This is a genomic window from Methylobacterium sp. Leaf108 (assembly GCF_001423265.1).
In the GTDB taxonomy this organism is placed as follows: Bacteria; Pseudomonadota; Alphaproteobacteria; order Rhizobiales; family Beijerinckiaceae; genus Methylobacterium.
Window position 1 is genome coordinate 62,996 of the sequence record NZ_LMND01000008.1, and the last position, 21,746, is coordinate 84,741.

Consider the following 21,746-nt stretch of genomic DNA (forward strand, 5'->3'; position numbering starts at 1 on the left):
CTTAACGCGTCACCGATCCTCGACGAGGATCAGGCGCCGCAGACGGCTTCGATCTTGGTCTTGAGCGTGGCCGCGTTGAACGGCTTGACGATGTAGTTGTTCACGCCGGCCTTCTTGGCGGCGATGACGTTCTCGGTCTTCGACTCGGCGGTGACCATGATGAACGGGGTGGTGCGCAGGTTCTCGTCGGCGCGAACGTGGCGCAGCAGCTCGTAGCCGGTCATGGGCTCCATGTTCCAGTCGGAGATCACGAGGCCGTACTTGCGGTTCTTGAGGCGGGCCAGGGCCGCGGTGCCGTCGGACGCATCGTCGACCTCTTCGAAGCCGAGCTGCTTGAGGAGGTTGCGGATGATGCGGACCATCGTCTGATAGTCGTCCACCACGAGGATCGGCATGCCGAGATCGAGGGCCATGGTCTGCTCTGCTCCGTCAGTGCGAGGGCCGGTGCGGCGTGCGCCCCGTCACGAGTTTCGGGGAAGCACCGCAACGGCGCCTCTTGTGACCGACAATACCGAGGACGGAATTGCGAACCGGTTAACTGCTCCGGGCGCGGGCGCGCCAAAACAGGGCGGTGGCCGCTCCGGGCGCACCCATGGCCGATGCGGCGAACGCGCCGCCGCCGCGAGGGCGTCCCGCGCTTGACCCCCATGGGGGTTTTCGACAGGTTCCGCGCCAACCGCCCCCCTTACCCCTTCCGGACCCGATGTTGCCTGGCGACGAGACGGCCACGCCCTCCCCCGGCGCACCGATGCGGCGCGCGCCCTTCCTCGTGGTGCGCGAGGACGAGCCGGTGCCGGCCGGCCTCGGCGGGGCGGTGGCGGCGATCGGCAATTTCGACGGCGTCCATCGCGGGCACCGGGCCCTCGTCGCGGCGGTGCGCGAGACCGCGGCGGTGGACGGGCGCCCGGCCGTCGTCCTCACCTTCGAGCCGCATCCGCGGGTGTACTTCAATCCCGGCGAGACGCTGTTCCACCTCAGCGACCGCCGGGCGAAGGAGCGGATCTTCGACCGGCTCGGGCTCGACGGCCTGATCGTGCGCCGGTTCGACGCCGCCCTGGCCGGAACCGGGGCGGCGGCCTTCGTCGAGGGCCTGCTGATGCGCGACCTCGGCCTCTCGGGCGTGGTGATCGGGCACGATTTCCATTTCGGCCGTGGCCGTGAGGGCACACCGGCGATTCTCGCCGCCCTCTGCGCCGCCGCCGGCCTCGGCTGCCGGATCATCGAGGCGGTGGCGATGCCCGAGGATCCCGTGCCGGTCTCCTCCAGCGCGATCCGGACGGCCCTGGCCTCCGGCGACGTCGCCCGGGCCAACGCGCTGCTCGGCTATCGCTGGTTCGTCACCGCCGAGGTCCGCCACGGCGACAAGCGCGGGCGCACCCTCGGCTATCCCACCGCCAACATGGCGCTGGGCCCCTGCGGGCTCGCCCACGGCATCTACGCGGTCCGGGCCAAGCTCCGGGACGGGCGGGTGTGCGACGGGGTCGCGAGCTATGGCCGCCGCCCGACCTTCGACGACGGCGCACCCCTGCTCGAGGTCAACCTGTTCGACTTCTCCGGCGACCTCTACGGCCAGGAGATGACGGTGGAGTTCGTGGCCTACCTGCGCGGCGAGGAGCGGTTTTCGAGCGCCGAGGCCCTGATCGCCCGCATGGATCGCGACGCGGCCGAGGCACGGTCTCGCCTCACGGCGGACAGGCTGCCCTCGATGCTGTGACGCGGTGCGTCACAGGTGCGGAACCTGCGTCGTGATGCGGACATGGGCTTCGATCGAGCGCCGCGCGGGCTCGGTTGATACGGTTCTCACTTTATCCAGGCGGAAACCGTCTCAGAGCTGCGGCCGGTCGCCCTTGGCGGCCATGCGCGCGGCCGCCTTGCCCAGGCGCTCGCCGTCGGCGGCGCCGCTCAGGAGATAGGCCGAGCGTCCGTCTGTCCAATAGGCCGTGCCGCCGTCCTGCGAGCGGGTCACGGGGGCCGACGTGGCGTCGCCGTCCGGGCTGTGGGTGGCGAACAGCGCCAGTTCGCCGAGATCCTCGGCCTCGATCGCCACCTCGATCCCGGCCCCCGTCCGCGACGGGAACACCTGGACGTCCTTGACCGTCCATCCCGCCGGCAGCGCCGGCAGGAGGATGCCGGTGGCGGCCTCGATCCCGGCTTGGTCGTAGGCCGGCGCGAGACGCTGGGACGCGATGCGCGCGCGGATGCGGGCGGCCTCGCGGGCCTGCTGCGCATCGGCCATCAGGGCCGGGTCGATCGGCGAGGCCTGGGTGTCGGCGATGCCGAAGGCGCCGACGTCGGAATGGGCGAGCCAGCCCGCTCCCACCAGCATCGCGATGGCGGCGGCGCGGCGCAGGCGGTCGGTGAAACGCCCCCAGGCCAGGGAGCGGTCGAGGCGGCGCGCCGCCTCGCGGTTGCGCTGCGGCCCCGGCGTCGGCGGCTGGGCGAAGGCCTCGCGCAGGGCGTCGCGGTCGTGCAGCTCGGCCATCACCCGGGCGGCGACGTCGGGGTGGCGTGCCAGATGCGCCTCCACGTCGAGGCGGCGCATGATCGCGAGCTCACCGTCCACATAGGCGATGAGATCCTGCTCGGTGATCGGATCGGTGGTCGACGGCTCGGTCATGGTCTGCTCGCTCTCGCTGCTGTGGACGGGTCGCTCACGGCCGGATGTCTCGAAATCCGGCGGCGCCCCTGTCCTCGGTCCTCGCCACACTGACTGGACGGCCTGCCTCAGCCCTCGCCGGACGCCCGCCGCCCGGACGGCAAGGCCTCGTCCGGCGCCGATGCCGGCACGAGGCGCAATCGCGGCACATCGGCCTGCGCCCGTCGCGGCGCCGGCTCCGCACCGGACGCCTCGCCCGCCTCGAACGCCCTGAGCGCCGCCCGGCCGCGGCCGAGGCGCGACATCAAGGTGCCGATCGGAATACCGAGGACCACCGCCGCGTCGGCGTAGGCCATGCCCTCGATGGTCACGAGATGGAGCGCGGCACGCTGCTCCTCCGGCAGCGTCTGGAAGGCCCGGCGGATCTGGGCGAGGCGGACATGGCCTTCCTGGGCGGGCGGCGCGACCTCCTCGGTCAGCTGGACGAGGACATCGGCATGGCGGGCTTCCACGCGCTTGCGGCGCTGCTCGTCGATGAAGACGTTGTGCAGCACCGTCATCATCCAGGTGCGCAGGTTGGTGCCTGGCCTCAGGGTCGGGCGCGCCTCCAGGGCGCGGACCATGGCGTCGTGGACGAGGTCGTCCGCCTTGAGCGTGTCGCGGGTCAGCGCCCGCGCGTAGCGCCGCATCGGCACCAGCAGGTCGACGATATCGGGCTGACGGTCGGATGGTCCCATGCGCATATCCGTATAGACGCGCGACCGTCCCGGCCTAATCCCCCACCTTGGGTGAATCCCCGCAACCCCCGACCCGGTGCCCGTCGTCGGCCCGACGGGTACCAGGTCTCACTGGCGGCCTCATTGGTAGGTGGCGCGCAGATCCAGGGTGCAGGTGCGGCCGACGCCCTCATAGCTCTCCGCGAGCCAGGCCTTGGCCGCGGCCCGGCCGGTGTCGCGCAGCCGCTCGAACATCTTCAGGCGCGCGTCGAGCCGCGAGGCGGCCGTGTAATCGTCGAGGGCACCCGTCCCGTCGATGCGATGCACCAGCACGCTCTTGTAGTCGTTGCGGCCGAGCACCCCGTCGTCGATCAGCCGGTCGACGAAATCGATCGCCCGCAATTCGCGCATCAGGTTGGCGTTGAAGGTGATCTCGTTGAGGCGGTTCTGGATCTCCTCGCGGGTCCGCGGCGTCTCGCGCCGCTCCACCGGGTTGATCTGGACCAGCACGACGTCGCGGGTCTCGGCGCCCTGGAACAGGGGATAGATCGCCGGATTGCCGAGGTAGCCGCCGTCCCAATACGGCACACCGTCGATCTCCACCGCCTGGAACACGGTGGGCAGGCAGGCGGACGCCATGAGGTGATCGAGGCTGAGCACCTCGCGCTCGAACACCGCGAGCTTGCCCGTCCAGACGTTGGTGGCCGAGACGTAGATGGCCGATGTGGCCGCGCCGCGCAGCCGCTCGAAGTCCACGTGCTTGGCCAGAGCCTTGCGCAGCGGGTTCACGTTGAGGGGGTTGGAGACGTAGGGGCTGGTGCTCAGCGCCCGGGTCCAGAAGTCGACCACGGGGTTGTTCTTCCACAGGTCGAGGAAGCCGTTGACCACCCCGCGCTGGACCGGCCACAGGTCGCCGTCGAGGCTCACCTCGTTCCAGAACCGCGAGAGGGCCGCCCGCGCGCCGTCGGGCCCGCCCTCGAGCCAGCCGTCGACCATGACGACGGCGTTCATAGCACCGGCGCTCGCCCCGCTCATGGCCTCGAAGCCGATGCGGCCGTCCTCGATCAGGGCGTCGAGCACGCCCCAGGTGAAGGCGCCGTGGGCACCGCCGCCCTGGAGGGCGAGGGACACCATCTTCTCGACCTTCGGGCCGCGCAGACCCTCGACGGGCCCGGTCGCCGGCGTCCCCGCGCGGGGTGCAGTGATGAGGTCGCCCATCGAATCGGAGATCGCCATCGCGGTCTGGCGGTCGTGCAAATCGGTCTGCGAAACGTCGTCCATCCGGAACCCCTCATATGTTGCACCGCAACATAATCGTTCGCTGCGCAGCGACAACACGGGATCGCCATGGCGGTTCCGCAGCCCTGCCCTGCGAGCGGGCGGGGGCGGCGACCACCCGACGGCACCGCGAAACCTCGACCACACGCCAAACTCGACAACGCGCCAAGGATGCGACATGGGTTTCGCCACGGGACGGCCACGGCGGGCCGCGACCGCGCTCGACCCTGGCATGCGCCCATCGGAGGGCGGCCATGGCTTGACGCCGGGACGCGGCCGTCTCAGCTGACCCGTGGGAGCGCGTGGAACCGCGACCGCCCTTCGCCACTGCGAAGGGATTTCGGGGTTTCCGCGACACCGGGGGGCTCCTGTCCGCAACGGCAGGGTCCGAAGCGGCGGGTCTCACCACGTTCCCAAGGTCCACGATGAACGCCTCCGAGAGACAGACCATGGAAGCCTCGGCCGTCACGACCCAGCCTGAAGGCACCTTTCCCACCGGGACGGGGCCGGAGATCGCCGGCCCGTCGCCGCGCCACCGTACCGTCGGCGTCACCGTCGGCACGGGCGAAGGCGCGGTCACCGTCGGCGGGGGCGCCCCCATCGTCGTTCAGTCGATGACCAACACCGACACCGCCGACATCGACGGCACCGTCGCCCAGGTCGCCCAGCTGGCGCGGGCCGGCTCGGAGCTGGTGCGCATCACCGTCGACCGCGACGAGGCCGCCGCGGCGGTGCCCAAGATCCGCGAGCGCCTGGACCGAATCGGCGTCCACGTGCCGCTGGTGGGCGACTTCCATTACATCGGCCACAAGCTCCTGTCCGACCATCCCGCCTGCGCCGAGGCGCTGGCCAAGTACCGGATCAACCCGGGCAACGTCGGGTTCAAGGAGAAGAAGGACGTCCAGTTCTCGACGATCATCGAGCAGGCGATCCGCTACGGGAAGACGGTGCGCATCGGCGCCAACTGGGGCTCCCTCGACGAGGCGCTGCTGACGCACCTCATGGACGAGAACGCCAAGCTGCCCCGGCCCATCGACGCCCGCGCGGTGATGCGCGAGGCGATGGTGCAATCGGCCCTCACCTCGGCCGAGCGTGCCGTGGAACTCGGCCTGCCTAAGGACCGCATCATCCTCTCGGCCAAGGTCTCGGCGGTGCAGGACCTCATCGCCGTCTACCGCGAGGTCGCCCGCCGCTCCGATTACGCCATCCACCTCGGGCTGACCGAGGCCGGCATGGGCTCGAAGGGCCTGGTCGCGGCCTCGGCCGCCATCGGCGTGCTGCTGCAGGAAGGCATCGGCGACACCATCCGCTATTCGCTCACCCCGGAGCCGGGCGGCGACCGGACCGTCGAGGTCAAGGCGTCCCAGGAACTCCTGCAGACCATGGGGTTCCGCACCTTCGTGCCCCTGGTGGCGGCCTGCCCGGGCTGCGGGCGCACCACCTCGACGACGTTCCAGGAACTCGCCCGCGACATCCAGAACTGGATCGTCACCTCGATGCCGGAGTGGAAGAAGCGCTATCCGGGCGTCGAGGGCCTCAACGTCGCGGTGATGGGCTGCATCGTCAACGGACCGGGCGAATCCAAGCACGCCGACATCGGCATCTCGCTGCCCGGCACCGGCGAGACCCCCACCGCCCCGGTCTTCATCGACGGCAAGAAGGCGATGACCCTGCGCGGGGCGACGCTGGCCAAGGATTTCGAGACCGTGGTGATCGAGTACATCGAACGCCGGTTCGGCTCCGGTGCGCGGAGCGCGGCCGAATAGGGCAGCGGACGTGCCGATCCGCGACCCTGTCGTTCCGGCGCCACCGACCCCTCGGTCGTCACATCGCATGACTGCATCTACCGGCCGACGACGCCACGCCCGGCCGGCGGTCGTTCGTGCGCGACACGAACCCGCGTCGGTCCGGTCCGTCGACGGCCGACTTCCTGCAAGCCCGTGTCCTGCGAACGCACGTGCTGCGGGCCGATCTCTCGCAGGCCAGAGCCTGGATTTCCGAACATGACGCAACCCGACGCCCCGAGCCCAGCGGCCGCTCCCCCCGACGCGGCGGGCCGCGGCGCCGTCGACCCGGTGGAGACGCAGCGCGAGCACGTGCCGACGCCGTTCTGGACCCTCGTCGTCGGCTCGGTCGGCGTCGTCTACGGCGATATCGGCACCAGCCCGCTCTACGCCTTCCGCGAAGCCCTCGGCCCGGCCCGCGCCGACGGCGTCCTGCTGGAGGAGGAGGTGCTCGGCACCACGTCCCTGATCCTGTGGGCGCTGGTCCTGATCGTGACGATCAAATACGTCGTCATCCTGCTGCGCATGGACAACAACGGCGAGGGCGGCATCCTTTCGCTGATGGCGCTGGCCCGCAAGGCGCTCGGCGGGTCGACCCTGGTCTTCGTCCTGGGCCTGCTCGGCGCATCGCTGTTCTACGGCGACGCGGTCATCACGCCGGCGATCTCGGTGCTCTCGGCCGTGGAGGGCATCAAGCTCATCACCCCCGCCTTCGAGCATTACGTCCTGCCGATCACCATCGTGATCATCGTCGCCCTGTTCCTGGTCCAGAGCCGGGGCACGAGCAAGGTGGCGGCCTTCTTCGGACCGATCATGGTGGTGTGGTTCCTGGCGCTCGGTCTCGCCGCCGTACCGCATATCGCCGCCAACCCGGGCGTCTTCGCCGCCTTCAATCCCTGGTACGCGGTCCATTACCTCCTCGGGCACGGCACCGGGGCGCTGGTAGCGCTGGGCGCGGTGTTCCTGGCGGTGACGGGGGCGGAGGCGCTGTTCGCCGACCTCGGCCATTTCGGGCGCCGCCCGATCCAGGTGGCCTGGCTCGGCCTCGTGGGGCCCTGCCTGATCCTGAACTACCTCGGCCAGACCGCCCTGGTGCTGGCCAAGCCCGACACCGCCGACCCGTTCTATCAGCTCGTCCCGGAATGGGGGCTGATCCCGATGGTGATCCTGGCGACGCTCGCCACCGTCACGGCGAGCCAGGCGGTGATCACCGGCGCGTTCTCGCTGTCGCGCCAGGCGATCCAGCTCGGCCTCCTGCCCCGGCTCGAGATCCGCCACACCTCGGAATCGCATTCGGGCCAGATCTTCCTGCCGCAGGTGAACCTGCTGCTGCTGCTCGGCGTCGTGGTCCTGGCCGTGCTGTTCCGCTCCTCCTCGGCGCTCGCCTCCGCCTACGGCATCGCGGTCACCGGCACGATGCTGCTCACGGCGAGCATGGCCTACGTGGTGCTGTGGAAGGTCTGGAAGCTGTCGCCGATCGCGGCGGCGGCGGCGATCATGCCGTTCATCGTGATCGAGTTCCTGTTCCTGCTCTCGAACCTGCTCAAGGTGTTCGAGGGCGGCTACGTCCCGCTGGTGCTCGCGGCCGGGCTCATCATCGTGATGTGGACCTGGGTGCGCGGCGTCGGCATCCTCGTCAGGAAGACCCGCAAGACCGACGTGCCGCTGGTCGAGCTCGTGGCGATGCTGGAGAAGAGCCCGCCGCACCATGTCCGCGGCACCGCGATCTTCCTCACGAGCGACCCCGAGATCGCCCCGGCCGCCCTGCTGCACAACCTCAAGCACAACAAGGTTCTGCACGAGAAGAACGTCATCCTCACGGTGCAGACGGTGGACACCCCCCGCTCGGGGGAGGCCGACCGCAGCCGCATCGAGCCGATCGGGCCGCATTTCTCCAAGATCGTCATGAAGTTCGGCTACATGGAGACGCCCAACATCCCCCGCGCGCTGGCGCAACTGCGCAAGCAGGGCTTCAAGTTCGACATCATGTCGACGTCGTTCTTCCTGTCGCGCCGCTCGATCCGCCCGGCCGCCCACTCGGGCATGCCGCTCTGGCAGGACCGGATCTTCATCACGCTCGCCAAGAACGCCAACGACGCCACGGACTTCTTCCAGATCCCCACCGGACGGGTGGTGGAGGTGGGAACCCAGGTGACGGTGTGAGCGGGGGCGAAAGCACTTCGCCTCGGGAAAAGCACTTCGCCTCGGACAAGTCCGCCGTCACGCATCGCCGAACCTCGTCCCGGCTAGCTCCCCCCTCGTCCTGAGCGCCGAGCCCGAAGCGAAGGCCTGGACGAAGCGCGGCAGAACGCACGGCGATCCCTGGAGCCCTCCTCCGAGGCCCGCCGACGCGGCCCCCTCAGGACGAGGGAGCGGGTCCGAATGATCCGGAATCCAACCGGCTTCGTGGGAGCGCGAAGGCCCGCCCCTCACGCCGCCGCGGACAGCGACATCGATTCCTTCTTCATCAGCTCGCGGTAGAACCCGTCGAGATGGGTGAGCTTGTCGGGCGAGCCGTCCTGGACGATGCGGCCGCCCTCCAGCACCACGATCCGGTCGAAGTCCTTCAGGGTCGAGAGCCGGTGGGCGATGGCGATGACGGTGCGGCCCTTCATGAGGTTGGCGAGCGCGTGGCGGATGGCCTCCTCCGATTCGGCGTCCAGTGCCGAGGTCGCCTCGTCGAGGAGCAGGATCGGCGAATCCTTGAGGATCGCGCGCGCGATGGCGATGCGCTGGCGCTGGCCCCCTGAGAGCTTCACGCCGCGGTCGCCGACGATGGTGTCGAAGCCCTCGGGGAGGGCGTTGATGAAGTCGGTGCAATGGGCCGCATCGGCGGCCTTCCACACGTCCTCGTCGGAGGCGTCGGGCCGGCCGTAGCGGATGTTCTCGCGCAGGGTGCGGTGGAACATCGACACGTCCTGGGGCACCACGGTGATCGCCTCGCGCAGGGAATCCTGCGTCACCCGGTTGATCTCCTGGCCGTTGATCAGGATGCGCCCGCCCTGGACCTCGTAGAACCGCTGCAGCAGCGAGAAGATCGTCGACTTGCCGCCGCCCGACTTGCCGACGAGGCCGATGCGCTGGCCCGGCTCGATGACGAGGTCGAAGTCCGTGAACACGGCGCGGCCGTCGGGATAGGCGAAGGCGACGTGGTCGAAGGTGAGTTCGGCGCCGGTGGTGCCGGCGAGCGGCGTCGCCTCCGGGTGGTCGATGAGGTCGTGCGGCTGCAGCAGGGTGTGCAGGGCTTCCGACAGGCGGGCGGTGTGCTGGGTCGCGTCGACGAGCGCCACCGCGAGGTCGCGGGTGGCGGCCAGGATGCGGATGCCGAGCGTGCACACCAGCACGACCTGACCGTTGGTGGCGTCGCCCGCCTCCCACATCTTGATCGCCCAGTAGAGCAGGCCGAGCACGGCGAAGACCGTGAGGACGGCGTGAACGATGCGCAGCTTCTCGAGGTAGAGCAGCGACGAGCGCCGCGAGCGCATCTCGACGCCGATGGTGCCGTCGAAGCGGGTGTACTCGCGCTTGAACGCCGAGAAGGCCCGCACCAGGGGCATGTTGCCGACGAGGTCCACCATCTCGCCGTCGACGCTGGCGGCCTTGGCGGCGAAGTCGTGGTGCAGCGGCCGGCCTGCGGCGGCCATCTTGAACATCAGGACGACGACGGCGGCGAAGATGCCGGCGAGCACGGCCGCCATCGTGAGGTTGACGGTGGCGATGTAGACGATCGACAGGGTCGCCGCGACGCAGGGCGGCATCACGTTGAACACGAACATGTTCTCGACCGTGAAGATCGCGTTCGAGGTCGCGGTGATGCGCGAGGCCAGGGTGCCGGGCTGGCGGTCGGCGAAGAAGGTCGGCGAATGCCCGGTCATGTGCCGGAACAGGTCGCGGCGGATGTCGCCGGTGACGCCGACGAAGGTGAAGGAGCCCACCAGGCTCGCCACCCGCCAGAGCAGGTTGTCGGCGGCGATGAAGAGGATGAGGATGCCCAGCGCGCCCCAGATCAGGCCGGACTGCGGCCCCTTGCTCAGCGCGTCGACCACGCCCTTCAGGGCGTAGTCCGTGCTGACCGAGAAGCCGACGGCGCCCAGCACCGCGAGGAGGATCACCACATGCGGCAGGGCGCGGCGCTTGAGGTAGCGCCCGACGAAGGCGAAGGGCCGGTCGGAATAGGCGCAGAGGTCTTCCGTCATGGTGACCATCCCGGATGGTTCAAGTGGACCCCGACACGGGCCTGGGGCTCGGGTGCTGGGGGCGACACATGAGCTTCAGCCCATGGTCGCAACGCGGACTACCCGCAAGTGTTGCAAGCTGCGGTCAAGCTAGATTATTTTTTACCGGTATCGGCTCGGACGGACCCGGTACGTCGGGCGCCGGCAGGCACCGTGCCGCTCCGGCCCGGCCTGCGATGGCGTCTCGGTGTTCGCGCATGGTCCCTCCCAAAGGCCGTCGTCCGGTTTCCGATTTGGTGCCGCGTCCTCACGCCAGCGGGTCGCGGCGGGTCTCGGGCATGATGAGCGCCAGGAGCGCGAAGCCGGCGAAGCCGACGATGGCCAGGCCCAGGAACGCACTCTGGCTCCCGAGCTTGTCCGCCATCACGCCGGCCAGCGAGGTCGAGAGTGCCGCGCCGATTCCCATCGCGGTGCCCACGGCCCCGAGCGCCATGTTGAAGCGCCCGGTATACCGCGTGGCGTCCGAGACGACGAGGGGGACCATCACACCGAACACCGCCGCCGAGACGCCATCCAACACCTGGATCGCCACCAGGAGCTCCGGGCTCTCGGTATAGGCGAACAGCAGGCCGCGGATCGGCAGGGCGGCAAAGCCGACGAGGAGAAGCGGGCGGCGCCCCCAGCGCTCGGCGGCGCGCCCCACCGCCGGGCCGGTGAGGGCCAGGACGACCTGGGGCACCACGATGCAGGCGGCGATGAGCGCGGTGGCGGTCTCGCTGGCGCGCAGGGTGAGCATGCTGCCCACCAGTGGCAGCATCGCCGCGTTGGCGAGGAAGAACAGCGTCATGCAGGCGGCAAAGCACATCAGCGCGCGATTGGTGAGAAGGGCGCGGATGCCGCCCCCGGGCGCTTCGCCCGTCCCGCCCTCGGCCGCCTCGCGCGCCCCCGCCTCGGCCCGGACCGCCGCGGGCGGCCGGATGTGGGAGAGGCAGATCAGCGTCGGAATCATCAGAGCGGCGGTGAAGTAGAACACCGCGTCGTTGGAGATGTAGTAGCCGCAGGCCCCCATCACGGCGGCGGCCACCGCATTGCCCAGCGCCGAGAAGCTGGCGTTGCGCCCCAGGCGCTCGCCGGCCCTGGCGTGGCCGACGAGGCCGATGCTGATCGCGGCGATGGCGGGCGTGAGGATGCAGCTCGCCGCCGAATGGACGGCCATGGCCAGGAGCACGATGAGGAAGTTCGGCCACATCGCCAGCGCGAAGGCGCTGGCGGCGATGGCCACCACCGAGACGCCCGCCGAGAACCGGCGGGAGCGCACGGCGTCGACGAAGGCGCCGCCGGGCACCTGGCCGAGCAGGCTCACGAGGCTGCCCACCGTTAGCGCGAAGCCGATGTCGGACTGGGTCCACTGCGCCTGGGTGAAATAGACCGCCAGGAAGGGGCCGAACCCGGTCTGGAGGTTGGCGACGAAGAAGGTGAAGCCGTCGAGGCCCCGGCTGCTCGCGCGTGCGATCGCGGTCATGTCGGGGGAGGTCTCCGCTGCCGTGTCGGCCGGCGTGGCCCGTCGGGTGAGGGGGCGCGGCCGAAGCTCGGCCCGCGGCACGTCCCGCGGCGGTGCCGGGCGGCGGTGGTGCGACCGGGGAACCGTCATGGTTCCGTGGACTTCTCGGGCGGCTTGTCCGGTGCCGGATTCGCTGGCGGCGTCGGGGGGACGGGCGCCGGGGCGGGAGCGGTCTGGGCCGCCGGTGCGGGTGCGGGTGCGAGCGGCGTCGGCGGCTGGGCGAGCGGTTGTGAAGCCGGCGGCTGCGAGGGTGCGGCCGAGGCCGGCCGGGACGCCTGGTCGGCCTCGGCCGGAACGCTCGGGCTCGCCGGACCGAGCACGACGATGGGATCGCCCGGCTTGTATTCGGGCGAGACCCGGACCTGGTTGCGGGTGAGCTGGATCACCGGCCGGCCGGGCTTGCCCTCCTGGTTGAAGCGCAGGGCCCGCCAGTCCACGGCGATCTTGCGCGAACCGACCCCGAGGAAGCCGCCGAAGTCGATGATGGCGGCGCGCGGCCGCCCGTCCTTGTCGAGGACGATGTCGATGATGCGGCCCATGTCCTCGCCGGCGGCGTTGCGCACGCCCTTGCCGAGGATGCCCTCGTAATCCTGGGTGTCGAGCACCGTGGCCGGGGTTCCGGCGGGCAGGACGGAACCCGGCGGTGATGGCGGCGGCGCGGGAGCCGGACCGTTGCCGGGTCCCGCCTGCACGGGCGGCGGCGGCGGGCCGGCCTCCGGCGCGGCCGGCTGGGCCTGCGCGGTGCCTCCCGTGGTCGGCGGATCGTCGGCGGCCGAGGCGGCGGCGGCCCATACGGTGATCGTCGCGGCGGCGATCGTCCGGACAGTTCTGAGCACGACAAAGGTCCTCGATCAGGCGTCGCGCCGGCCTCGCGCACGACAGCGACCGGTCCGGCGTGGTCCCGCGAGCGGGCGGGGCCGACGTCATTGCGCAAGGACCTAGGCGAAGTTGTGGATGGAAGCGAGCGCCGGTCTCGGCTCACGCCGGGCAAGATCCAGGCCGGGCGCCGTCACGGGGCAGCCCTTCTCAAGGGGCAGCCCTTCTCAAGGAGGGAGTCCTTCGCAACCGGGCCGGGCATCTGGTTTTCGGGCAAGGCCCGGCGTAGAGAGGCCGCACACGGTCGCGTCACGCGGCCGGATCGAGAGGGCCGCCTCTTGCCGGTCGCACCGGCGGGCCGGCACCGCGTTTCCAGGATTTTCGTCGATGTCCCACGCCGCCAGAACCAGCCGCTCCCTCTCGTACGCGATCCTCGCGGCGGCCCTGCTCGGCGGCTGTCAGGCGCTGGGCGGCGGCGGCGGCGTGATGCCGGTGAGCGAGGTCGGCCCGCCGCCCTCGATGCGCAGCGCCCTGCCCGACCGCACCGCGCGGGCGGCCGAGGTCGATCCCGACGGCGTGCCGCTCCAGACCCGGCCGACGCGCCAGATCGCCCTGCCCAAGACCGCGGCCGGCGCCGGGGGCCGGACCGCGGCCCAGGAGCGCCGCATCAACCGCGAGGAGATCGACGTCACGGACGAGACCCGCAGCAGCTCCGGCGGGCTCGCACCGCAGATCAATCCCGGCGGCGGCGTGGGCCTCGGCGGCAAGTTCTGAGGGCTATCCGTCCAGGCCGCCCCGTCGACGGCCCGCCGACCCAACCCGGAGGACGCCATGATCCTGAAAGACAAGACCGCCGTCGTCACCGGCTCCACCAGCGGCATCGGCCTCGCCTATGCGCGCGCCTTCGCCAAGGAGGGCGCCAACGTCGTCATCAACGGCTTCGGCAAACCCGAAGACATCGAGAAGGAGCGCGCCGGGATCGAGGCGGAGTTCGGGGTCAAGGCGGCCTATTCGCCGGCCGACCTCACCAAGCCGGACGAGATCGCCGGCCTGATCGAACTGGGCGAACGCAGCTTCGGCTCGGTCGACGTGCTCGTGAACAATGCCGGCGTGCAGTTCGTCTCGCCGATCGAGGATTTTCCGCCCGAGAAGTGGGAGCAGATCATCGCCCTCAACCTCTCGTCGGCCTTCTACACCATGCGGGCGGCGATTCCCGGCATGAAGGCGAGGAAGTGGGGGCGGATCATCAACACCGCCTCGGCGCACTCGCTCGTGGCCTCGCCCTTCAAGTCCGCCTACGTGGCGGCCAAGCACGGCATCGCCGGGCTGACGAAGTCGGCGGCGCTGGAACTCGCGACCTTCGGCATCACGGTCAACTGCATCTCGCCGGGCTACGTCTGGACGCCGCTCGTCGAGGCGCAGATCCCCGACACGATGAAGGCGCGCGGTCTCACCAAGGAGCAGGTGATGAACGACGTGCTCCTGGCGGCACAGCCGACCAAGGAGTTCGTCACCGTCGACCAGGTCGCGGCCCTGGCGGTGTTCCTGTGCTCGGACGCGGCGAGCCAGATGACCGGCGCCAACCTCGCCATGGACGGCGGCTGGACTGCCCAGTGACGATCTGAATCGGTGCGGCCGCGAACGACGGCCGCACCGTCGTCGCTCAGCGGCGGGCGTGCAGCAGCAGCGCCAGGCCGTAGCCCACCGCGCCGGCGATCAGCAGGGCGACGAAGGGGTTCTCGCCGACCTGGGTCTCCACGGCACGGGTGCCGTCACGCAGGTAGGCGCCGCCCCGGTTCGAAACGCGGTCGTAGGCATCGCCGGCGTACTCCGTGACGTCGTCGGCGACATCGCGCAGGGTGTCCTTGGTCTGGCCGTAGACCTCCTGGGCGCGGCCCTGTGCCTCGCGGAAGCGGCCCTCGGCCGAGTCCCGCGACGAGCCGGTCAGGTCACCGGCTGCGCTCTGCACGCGGCCGCCGACATCCTTGGCGGCGCCGACGATGCGATCCGTATCAACCATGGTGAAAACTTTCTTCGACAGTTGAGGAGGCGCGGCGGCCTGCGCCCGAGGCGTCGGCCGTCCGCAGTCTGACGGTCACAGAACGTGCGAGGCGCACGAACGGCACCGCCCGCCGTCGTGGATTCACGTGCGTTGGCGCACGCGACGGGGGAGCCGCCCCCGGCCTCGCGAGACACGCGCCTCCCGCTGACTGCGGCATTTTGACAACGCCCTTGCGATCGCACATCCTCGAACCGCGATCGAGCGAGTCCCGCGATGGCAGGCGCACGGCGGCAAGGCTTCTTCGGTGACGGCGCCCCCGTCGGTCCATGCCGCGACCGTCCGGCATCGCAACGATTTATGATGACTTTCCCGTATATCTTCCAGGCAAGGTCGCGTCGCGTTCGACGCGGGCGCCGGCGGCGGGACTTCGTCCGTGCCGCCGGTGTCGACAACGGATAGTCCGGTGGCACAGGAAAGCTTCGTCCTCATCGTCTCCGACCGGCCGGACCAGGCCCGCGACCTGGCTCGCGGCACGGTCCGCGTCATCGCCTCGCGGGTGGTGGGACCGGGTACGGGCCTTCCCGACGATCTTCCCCTGGTCGGCCTGATCGACATCGCCGACGAGACCGAGGCGGTGCGCTGGCTCGGCCGGCTCAACGACCTGCGGGTGCCCTGCCTGTATCTCCCGCGCACGGCCTCGGCCCATCCCGACACCGCCCCCCATCCCCTCGGCGCGACGCGGACGCTGCCGACCGGGGCGGTGCGCCCGACCATCCTCACGGCGCTGTTCGACCTCATCGACGCGGTCCAGCAGGCCCGCATCAACCAGGCGCGCCTCTCGGTGCGGGCCTCCCTCGTCCAGGGCCTGGCCGGACAGGCCGGCCTGGTGATCCGCGGCGCCTTCGAGGCGGCGCAATCGGGCGAGCCGATCAGGGCGGCCGAGGTGGACGCCGGGACCGAGGTGATCCTCGAGGCGATCTCCGATTGCGGCATCCGCACCTGGCTGGAAACCATCAGCCACCACGATTCGCAGCTCTACCAGCATTCCCTGAGCGTGGCCGGCTATGCCGCCGCCTTCTCGCTGCAGCTCAATTTCAGCCGCGCCGACCAGATGCGCCTGTCCAAGGCGGCGCTGCTGCACGACCTCGGCAAGGCTCGCATCCCGGCGGCCATCCTCAACAAGCCCGGCAAGCTCACGGCCGACGAGATGGCGGTGATGCGCACCCACCCCGACATCGGTGCCGATATCCTCGCCGCCCAGGGCGAGTTCGACGACGCCATGCTCGCGGTGGTGCGTCACCACCACGAGATGCTCGACGGCAGCGGTTATCCCTCCGGCCTGGCGGGGCCGTCGATCCCGGACCTCGTGCGCCTGGTGACGATCTGCGACATCCATTCGGCGCTGACCGAGCGGCGGCCCTACCGCAACCCGCTCCCCCACGACGAGGCGCACGCCATCATGTGCAAGATGTCCTCGAAGCTCGATCTCCCCTTGCTCAGGGCCTTCGCGCCGATCGTGCTGCGCTCGGCCGGCTACGCCGGGGCCGCCTGAGGCCGCCCGACCACCGCGTAGAGCGAGAGGCCGACGGGCATCGGCAGCCGCCCGAGGAGGTGGCGCTCGGCCGCGAACACCGTTTTCAGCACGGCGTTGACGGGGGGCGACGGCATCTCGTCGTCGCCCGAGCGGTCGCCGAGGATCGCCTTGAAGGCCCGCGAGGCCACGGCGAGGGGGAACAAGGCGGTGTTGAAGTAGCCGCTACGCTCCACGACGAGGCCCGCCGCCGCCACGGTGCGCCCGAGGCCGGCGCGGGTGTAGCGGCGCTTGTGGTGATGCACGACGTCGTGGGCCGACCACAGCCAGGGCATCGCCGGGACGGTGACGAGGAGCCGCCCCTCCGGCGCGAGCTTGGCGCCGAGCGCCGACAGCGACGCTTCGTCGGCCTTCACGTGTTCGAGCACGTCGAGCAGGGCCACGAGGTCGTAGGCGCCGTCCGCCACCGGCAGGTCGTGCGGCAGCGCGCCCGCCCCCACGGCGATGCCCGAGCGGGCCTGGGCCGTGGCCCGCGCTGTGGCGTCCTGCTCCAGGGCGTCGAGGCGCCCGAAACCGGCCAGGAGGTCGAGGTTGCCGCCGCTGCCGCACCCGACTTCGAGGATGCGCGCCCGCTCGGGCAGCCGGATCAGCCGTGCGACGAGCGTCGCGAGGATGGCGCGTCGGCCGGCGAACCACCAATGCTCGGCCTCGTTGGAGGCCATGCGTGCGAAGACCGCCTGTTCCATGGTTCGTCGTCCTGTTCTGGGGCGGCCTCGGGTGCACCGGTGACGCGGTCGACCACGTAGAGCGGCCGTCCGCGCACCTCGGTGGCGATGCGGCCGACGTATTCGCCCATGATGCCGAGGGAGAGGAGGTTGAGGCCGCCCAGGAACAGGATCGTGGCCATCATCGAGGGGTAGCCCGGGGTCGGGTTGCCCGAGACGAGGGTCATCGCCACGAGGGCGAGGCCGTAGAGGAAGGCGAGACCGGCCACCGAGAGGCCGATGTAGGTCCAGATCCGCAACGGCGCGGTGGTGGAGCCTGCGAGCCCGTCGAGGGCGAGGTTCCACAGGCGCCAGTAGCGCCACTTGCTGGTCCCCACGGCGCGGGTCTCGCGCACGAACCGCACCTCGTCCTGGACGAAGCCGAGCCAGGGGAACAGGCCCTTGGTGAAGCGCGAGCGTTCGGGCAACTGGTTGAGCAGGTCGACCACCTTGCGGTCGAGGAGCCGGAAGTCTCCGATCTCGGCCGAGATCCGGCGGTCCGCCATCAGGTTGTAGAGGCGGTAGAACGAGCCGGCGGTGAGCTTCTTCAGGAAGCTGTCCGAGGTGCGGTCGCAGCGCAGGCCGTTGACGATGACGGCGCCGGCCAGCCACTTGGCGACCATCTCCGGGATGACCTCCGGCGGGTCCTGCAGGTCGATGTCGATGGGGATCACGGCGCGGCCCGCGGCATGGCGCAGGCCCGCGGCCAGGGCCGCCTCCTTGCCGAAGTTGCGCGACAGGCTGACGATCTCGATGCGCGGCCCGTCCTCGCGCGAGCGGGCGGCCAGCAGGACCGCCGGCGTCGCATCGCTGCTGCCGTCGTCCACGAACAGGATCTCCGCGCCCGTGCCCGGCCCGACCAGCCGGCAGGCGGCCGCGAGGGCCGGCTCGGCACGGGCCAGGAACGGGCCCACGGAGGCCGCCTCGTTGTAGACCGGCACCACCAGGGAGATCAGGACGCGCATGACCTCGGGCCCACCTCTTGGCTCGTCGCAAGGGGCCGATACCCCACGCCCGGCTCGGAGCATGAGGCCGGAGCGGTTAACGTCGGTTTACGATGCCCCGCGGCCGTCGATCTCGCCATCCGGAGCGGCCGGCCGGTTGCAGAACCGCATCCGCCGCCCCATCGTCACCGCCACATCGGTTGGCCACATCACGGTTGGCCACATCGGACTGCGGGAGTTTTCGGACGATGGTCGTGAAGCACGTGTCGACGGCGCCGTTCCTCGATCAGAAGCCGGGCACCTCGGGCCTGCGCAAGAAGGTGCCGGTGTTCCGGCAGCCGCATTACGTCGAAACCTTCGTCCAGGCGATCCTCGACACGATCCCTGATGCCGCGGGCGGGACCCTGGTGCTGGGCGGCGACGGGCGCTTCCTCAACCGCGAGGTGGTGCAGACCACCCTCAAGCTCGCCGCCGCCAACGGGATCGGCCGGGTGCTGGTGGGCCGGGGCGGCCTGCTCTCGACGCCGGCCGCCTCCTGCGTCATCCGCAAGGCCGGGGCCATCGGCGGCATCGTGCTCTCGGCCAGCCACAACCCCGGCGGGCCGGACGGCGACTTCGGCATCAAGTTCAACGCCGCCAACGGCGGGCCCGCGCCGGAAGCGGTGACCGAGGCGATCTTCGCCCGCACCAAGGCGCTCGACGGCTACCGCATCCTGGACGTCCCCGACCTCGACCTCGACACGCTCGGCACCACGACCATCGGCGACATGGCGGTGGAGGTGATCGACCCGGTGGCCGATTACCTCGACCTGATGCGCACGCTGGTGGATTTCGACGCCATCGCCGCGATGTTCGCTGGCGGCTTTCGCATGCGCTTCGACGCCATGAGCGCGGTGACCGGCCCCTACGCGACGGCGATCCTCGAAGGCGCGCTCGGGGCGCCGGCGGGGACCGTGGTCAACGGGACGCCGCTGCCCGACTTCGGCGGCCACCATCCCGACCCCAACCCCGTTCACGCCGGCGAACTCTACGCGCTGATGCTCGGCCCCGACGCTCCCGACTTCGGCGCGGCGTCCGACGGCGACGGCGACCGCAACATGATCGTGGCGCCCGGCCTGTTCGTGACCCCGAGCGACAGCCTCGCGATCCTGGCCGCCCACGCCCATCGGGCGCCGGGCTACGCGCGCGGGCTGTCGGGCCTCGCCCGCTCGATGCCGACCAGCCGGGCCGCCGACCGGGTCGCGGCCGCCCTCGGCATCCCGGCCTACGAGACGCCCACCGGCTGGAAGTTCTTCGGCACCCTGCTCGACGCGGGCCTCATCACCCTGTGCGGCGAGGAGAGTGCGGGCACCGGCTCCGACCATGTGCGCGAAAAGGACGGGCTGTGGGCGGTGCTGCTGTGGCTCAACGTGCTCGCGGCCACCGGCACCCGCGCCGACGCCCTGGTGCGGGCGCATTGGGCCGCGTTCGGACGCGACTACTACACCCGCCACGATTACGAGGAGATCGACGCCGAGGCCGCCAGAACGCTGATGGCGAACCTGCGGGCGAAACTCGCCGACCTGCCGGGCCGGCGGCTGGGCGACCTCACCGTCGCGAGCGCCGACGACTTCCGCTACGTCGACCCCGTCGACGGCTCGGTGACGGAGCAGCAGGGGGTGCGGATCGTGTTCGCGGAGGACGCGCGGGTGGTCTACCGGCTCTCGGGCACGGGCACCGCGGGCGCGACGCTGCGGGTCTACATCGAACGCTACGAATCCGCCCCCGGCCGGCTCGAACGGCCCATCGCCGAGGTGCTGGCGCCGGTGGTAGCGGTGGCCGACGCGCTGGCCGACATCGCCGCGATCACCGGGCGGAGCCAACCCAGCGTGATCACCTGACGGGCGTTTCGGGGGACGGGACGACCCTGGCAGCGGCCGGAAGCCCGGGGGCGAGACCGCGCCAACGGCGCGGCCCCGGGCCGGTGCCGCACCGAGCGGTCGCCGGCTCGCCGACGTTTCTCCCAAGCCGGCCGGACCGGACGAAAAGCCGCAACGGCGCTTCGTCCGTCGTCCACCGCGAACGTCCCCCGGAGACTTCCGGGATGCGATGTTCGATCGACCGACAGATTGCCGAATTCCAGGTGTCGTCCTGCCGGAATCGATGTCAGACTACGGTTCGCGCCGTCGCCGCGAGGGCAATAATAGCCAAGAAAACGATGGCGCGTTAAGAGCTTGACAGTGTCACGGCACATCGCCCAAATATAATGTACACCAGACCGGGAATGCCACCTCGAAGGGCAGCCGGCCGGTATCGCGGAGAGGAAACGATGACAGTCAGCAGACGCGCGCTCATGGGCGCGCTGGCCTGCGCTACGGCGCTTGGCCTCACCCCGGCGCAGGCGGCCGACCCCATCAAGATCGGCGTGACCGGCCCCTACACGGGCGGATCGTCGGCGATGGGCGTGTCGATGCGCGATGCGGCCCGCCTCGCGGCGGCCGAGATCAACAAGGGCGGTGGCGTCCTCGGCCGTCCGTTGCTGCTGGTCGAGCGCGACGACGAGGCCAAGAACGAGGTCGGCGCGCAGGTGGCGCAGGAGCTGATCAACAAGGAAAAGGTCGTCGCGACCATCGGCTTCATCAACACCGGCGTGGCACTCGCCGCGCAGCGCTTCTACCAGGAAGCCGAGATCCCGGTGTTCAACAACGTCGCCACCGGGACGATCATCACCAACCAGTTCAAGGAGCCGGATTACGAGGCCAACTACGTCTTCCGGAACTCGGCCTACGACGTGCTCCAGGCCGGCATGATGGTCGACGAGGCCGTCTCGCAGGGCTTCAAGAAGATCGCCCTCCTCGCGGACTCGACGAACTACGGCCAGCTCGGCCGCGAGGACATCGAGAAGTACCTCGCCACCAAGGGCATCAAGCCCGTCACGGTGGAGAAGTTCAACATCAAGGACGTCGACATGACGGCCCAGCTGCTCAAGGCGCAGCAGGCCGGCGCCGACGTCATCCTGGCCTACGGCATCGGCCCCGAGTTGGCGCAGATCGCCAACGGCATGGCCAAGCTCGGCTGGAAAGTCCCGATGATCACGTCGTGGCCGTCCTCGATGCAGAGCTTCCTCGACATCGCCGGCGCCAACGGCAACGGCGTGACCATGCCCCAGACCTTCATCGAGGATCGCACGCTGCCCAAGCGCAAGAACTTCCTCGAGAACTACTACAAGACCTACGGCGTCACGAAGATCCCGACGCCGGTGGCCGGCGCCCAGGGATACGATTCGGTCTTCCTCCTCGCCGCCGCGATCAAGCAGGCCGGGTCCACGGACGGGCCCAAGATCAGGGCCGCCCTGGAAAACCTCAACGAGCGCGTCGAGGGCGTGGTCACCACCTACGAGAAGCCCTTCAGCGCCAAGGACCACAACGCGATCACCCGCAACATGGTGGTGTTCGGCAAGGTGCAGGACGGCAAGATCGTCTACGCCAAGGAAGAGGACGCCAAGAACGCGGGCGTCGTCCGCGTGAAGGAAAAGTCCGCGAACTGAACGGCACGATGCGGGCGGGTCCTCCGTAGCCACAGGGGCTCCGAAACGACCCG

The 21,746-nt window shown here is 70.4% G+C and carries 18 protein-coding genes; 8 read left to right on the forward strand and 10 right to left on the reverse strand.

Translation table 11 applies throughout. The features are described 5' to 3' along the window. Positions 1–29: 29 nt before the first annotated feature. Positions 30–413 carry a response regulator gene (locus ASF39_RS07275; protein ID WP_055887268.1) on the reverse strand — a complete coding sequence of 128 codons (384 nt, stop codon included), beginning with the start codon at positions 411–413 and terminating at the stop codon, positions 30–32. A 290-nt stretch (positions 414–703) separates the two neighbouring features. On the opposite strand from ASF39_RS07275, the gene ASF39_RS07280 reads away from it, so the two are divergent. Further along, entirely contained in the window at positions 704–1,714 is a 1,011-nt protein-coding gene (locus tag ASF39_RS07280) for a bifunctional riboflavin kinase/FAD synthetase (protein WP_055887271.1), read from the forward strand. A gap of 111 nt (positions 1,715–1,825) precedes the next feature. Here ASF39_RS07280 and ASF39_RS07285 read toward each other — a convergent pair whose 3' ends face one another. From ASF39_RS07285 to ASF39_RS07295, 3 genes are all read right to left on the reverse strand, one after another. Continuing rightward, complete coding sequence (locus tag ASF39_RS07285) at positions 1,826–2,617, reverse strand: anti-sigma factor (RefSeq protein ID WP_055887274.1); 792 nt, start codon at positions 2,615–2,617, stop codon at positions 1,826–1,828. Positions 2,618–2,724: 107 nt separating this feature from the next. Beyond that, on the reverse strand, positions 2,725–3,333 hold the full coding sequence (locus ASF39_RS07290; protein ID WP_055887276.1) for a sigma-70 family RNA polymerase sigma factor: 609 nt from the start codon (positions 3,331–3,333) through the stop codon (positions 2,725–2,727). Between the two features lie 120 nt (positions 3,334–3,453). Then, positions 3,454–4,530 (reverse strand): patatin-like phospholipase family protein, encoded by a 1,077-nt coding sequence (locus ASF39_RS07295; protein ID WP_055887472.1) that lies wholly within the window; start codon positions 4,528–4,530, stop codon positions 3,454–3,456. Between the two features lie 509 nt (positions 4,531–5,039). On the opposite strand from ASF39_RS07295, the gene ispG reads away from it, so the two are divergent. Together ispG and ASF39_RS07305 are read left to right on the forward strand one after the other, a co-directional pair. Beyond that, positions 5,040–6,356 (forward strand): flavodoxin-dependent (E)-4-hydroxy-3-methylbut-2-enyl-diphosphate synthase, encoded by a 1,317-nt coding sequence (ispG, locus tag ASF39_RS07300; protein WP_055887278.1) that lies wholly within the window; start codon positions 5,040–5,042, stop codon positions 6,354–6,356. Between the two features lie 237 nt (positions 6,357–6,593). Then, positions 6,594–8,537, forward strand: a complete 1,944-nt coding sequence (locus tag ASF39_RS07305) for a potassium transporter Kup (RefSeq protein WP_055887281.1) — start codon at positions 6,594–6,596, stop codon at positions 8,535–8,537. A gap of 266 nt (positions 8,538–8,803) precedes the next feature. Here ASF39_RS07305 and ASF39_RS07310 read toward each other — a convergent pair whose 3' ends face one another. From ASF39_RS07310 to ASF39_RS07320, 3 genes are all read right to left on the reverse strand, one after another. After that, on the reverse strand, positions 8,804–10,579 hold the full coding sequence (locus tag ASF39_RS07310) for an ABC transporter ATP-binding protein (protein WP_200938180.1): 1,776 nt from the start codon (positions 10,577–10,579) through the stop codon (positions 8,804–8,806). 277 nt (positions 10,580–10,856) lie between these two features. Then, entirely contained in the window at positions 10,857–12,200 is a 1,344-nt protein-coding gene (locus ASF39_RS07315; RefSeq protein ID WP_056282299.1) for an MFS transporter, read from the reverse strand. Beyond that, complete coding sequence (locus tag ASF39_RS07320; RefSeq protein WP_056282302.1) at positions 12,197–12,946, reverse strand: PRC-barrel domain-containing protein; 750 nt, start codon at positions 12,944–12,946, stop codon at positions 12,197–12,199. Before ASF39_RS07320 ends, ASF39_RS07315 begins: the two co-directional genes overlap by 4 nt. A 367-nt stretch (positions 12,947–13,313) precedes the next feature. Between ASF39_RS07320 and ASF39_RS07325 the strand changes: the two genes are divergently transcribed. Both ASF39_RS07325 and ASF39_RS07330 read left to right on the forward strand, forming a co-directional pair. Further along, positions 13,314–13,700 carry a hypothetical protein gene (locus tag ASF39_RS07325; RefSeq protein ID WP_056282305.1) on the forward strand — a complete coding sequence of 129 codons (387 nt, stop codon included), beginning with the start codon at positions 13,314–13,316 and terminating at the stop codon, positions 13,698–13,700. Between the two features lie 57 nt (positions 13,701–13,757). Then, positions 13,758–14,543 (forward strand): 3-hydroxybutyrate dehydrogenase, encoded by a 786-nt coding sequence (locus ASF39_RS07330; RefSeq protein WP_055887293.1) that lies wholly within the window; start codon positions 13,758–13,760, stop codon positions 14,541–14,543. A 46-nt stretch (positions 14,544–14,589) separates the two neighbouring features. On the opposite strand, the gene ASF39_RS07335 is transcribed toward ASF39_RS07330, so the two are convergent. Beyond that, positions 14,590–14,946, reverse strand: coding sequence for a CsbD family protein (locus ASF39_RS07335; protein WP_055887296.1), 357 nt, complete (start codon positions 14,944–14,946; stop codon positions 14,590–14,592). 445 nt (positions 14,947–15,391) lie between these two features. On the opposite strand from ASF39_RS07335, the gene ASF39_RS07340 reads away from it, so the two are divergent. Continuing rightward, on the forward strand, positions 15,392–16,480 hold the full coding sequence (locus tag ASF39_RS07340; protein WP_165700234.1) for an HD domain-containing phosphohydrolase: 1,089 nt from the start codon (positions 15,392–15,394) through the stop codon (positions 16,478–16,480). Here ASF39_RS07340 and ASF39_RS07345 read toward each other — a convergent pair. After that, positions 16,462–17,181, reverse strand: a complete 720-nt coding sequence (locus tag ASF39_RS07345) for a class I SAM-dependent methyltransferase (RefSeq protein ID WP_200938182.1) — start codon at positions 17,179–17,181, stop codon at positions 16,462–16,464. The two genes, ASF39_RS07340 and ASF39_RS07345, sit on opposite strands and share 19 nt — an antisense overlap. Further along, a complete protein-coding gene (locus ASF39_RS07350; protein ID WP_082494421.1) occupies positions 17,106–18,188 on the reverse strand; it encodes a glycosyltransferase family 2 protein in 1,083 nt (360 codons plus the stop codon). Before ASF39_RS07350 ends, ASF39_RS07345 begins: the two co-directional genes overlap by 76 nt. 227 nt (positions 18,189–18,415) lie before the next feature. Here ASF39_RS07350 and ASF39_RS07355 point away from each other — a divergent pair, with 227 nt between their 5' ends. Together ASF39_RS07355 and ASF39_RS07360 are read left to right on the forward strand one after the other, a co-directional pair. Continuing rightward, complete coding sequence (locus tag ASF39_RS07355) at positions 18,416–20,047, forward strand: alpha-D-glucose phosphate-specific phosphoglucomutase (protein ID WP_056282311.1); 1,632 nt, start codon at positions 18,416–18,418, stop codon at positions 20,045–20,047. A gap of 428 nt (positions 20,048–20,475) precedes the next feature. After that, positions 20,476–21,693, forward strand: coding sequence for an ABC transporter substrate-binding protein (locus ASF39_RS07360; RefSeq protein ID WP_056282314.1), 1,218 nt, complete (start codon positions 20,476–20,478; stop codon positions 21,691–21,693). Positions 21,694–21,746 lie beyond the last annotated feature (53 nt).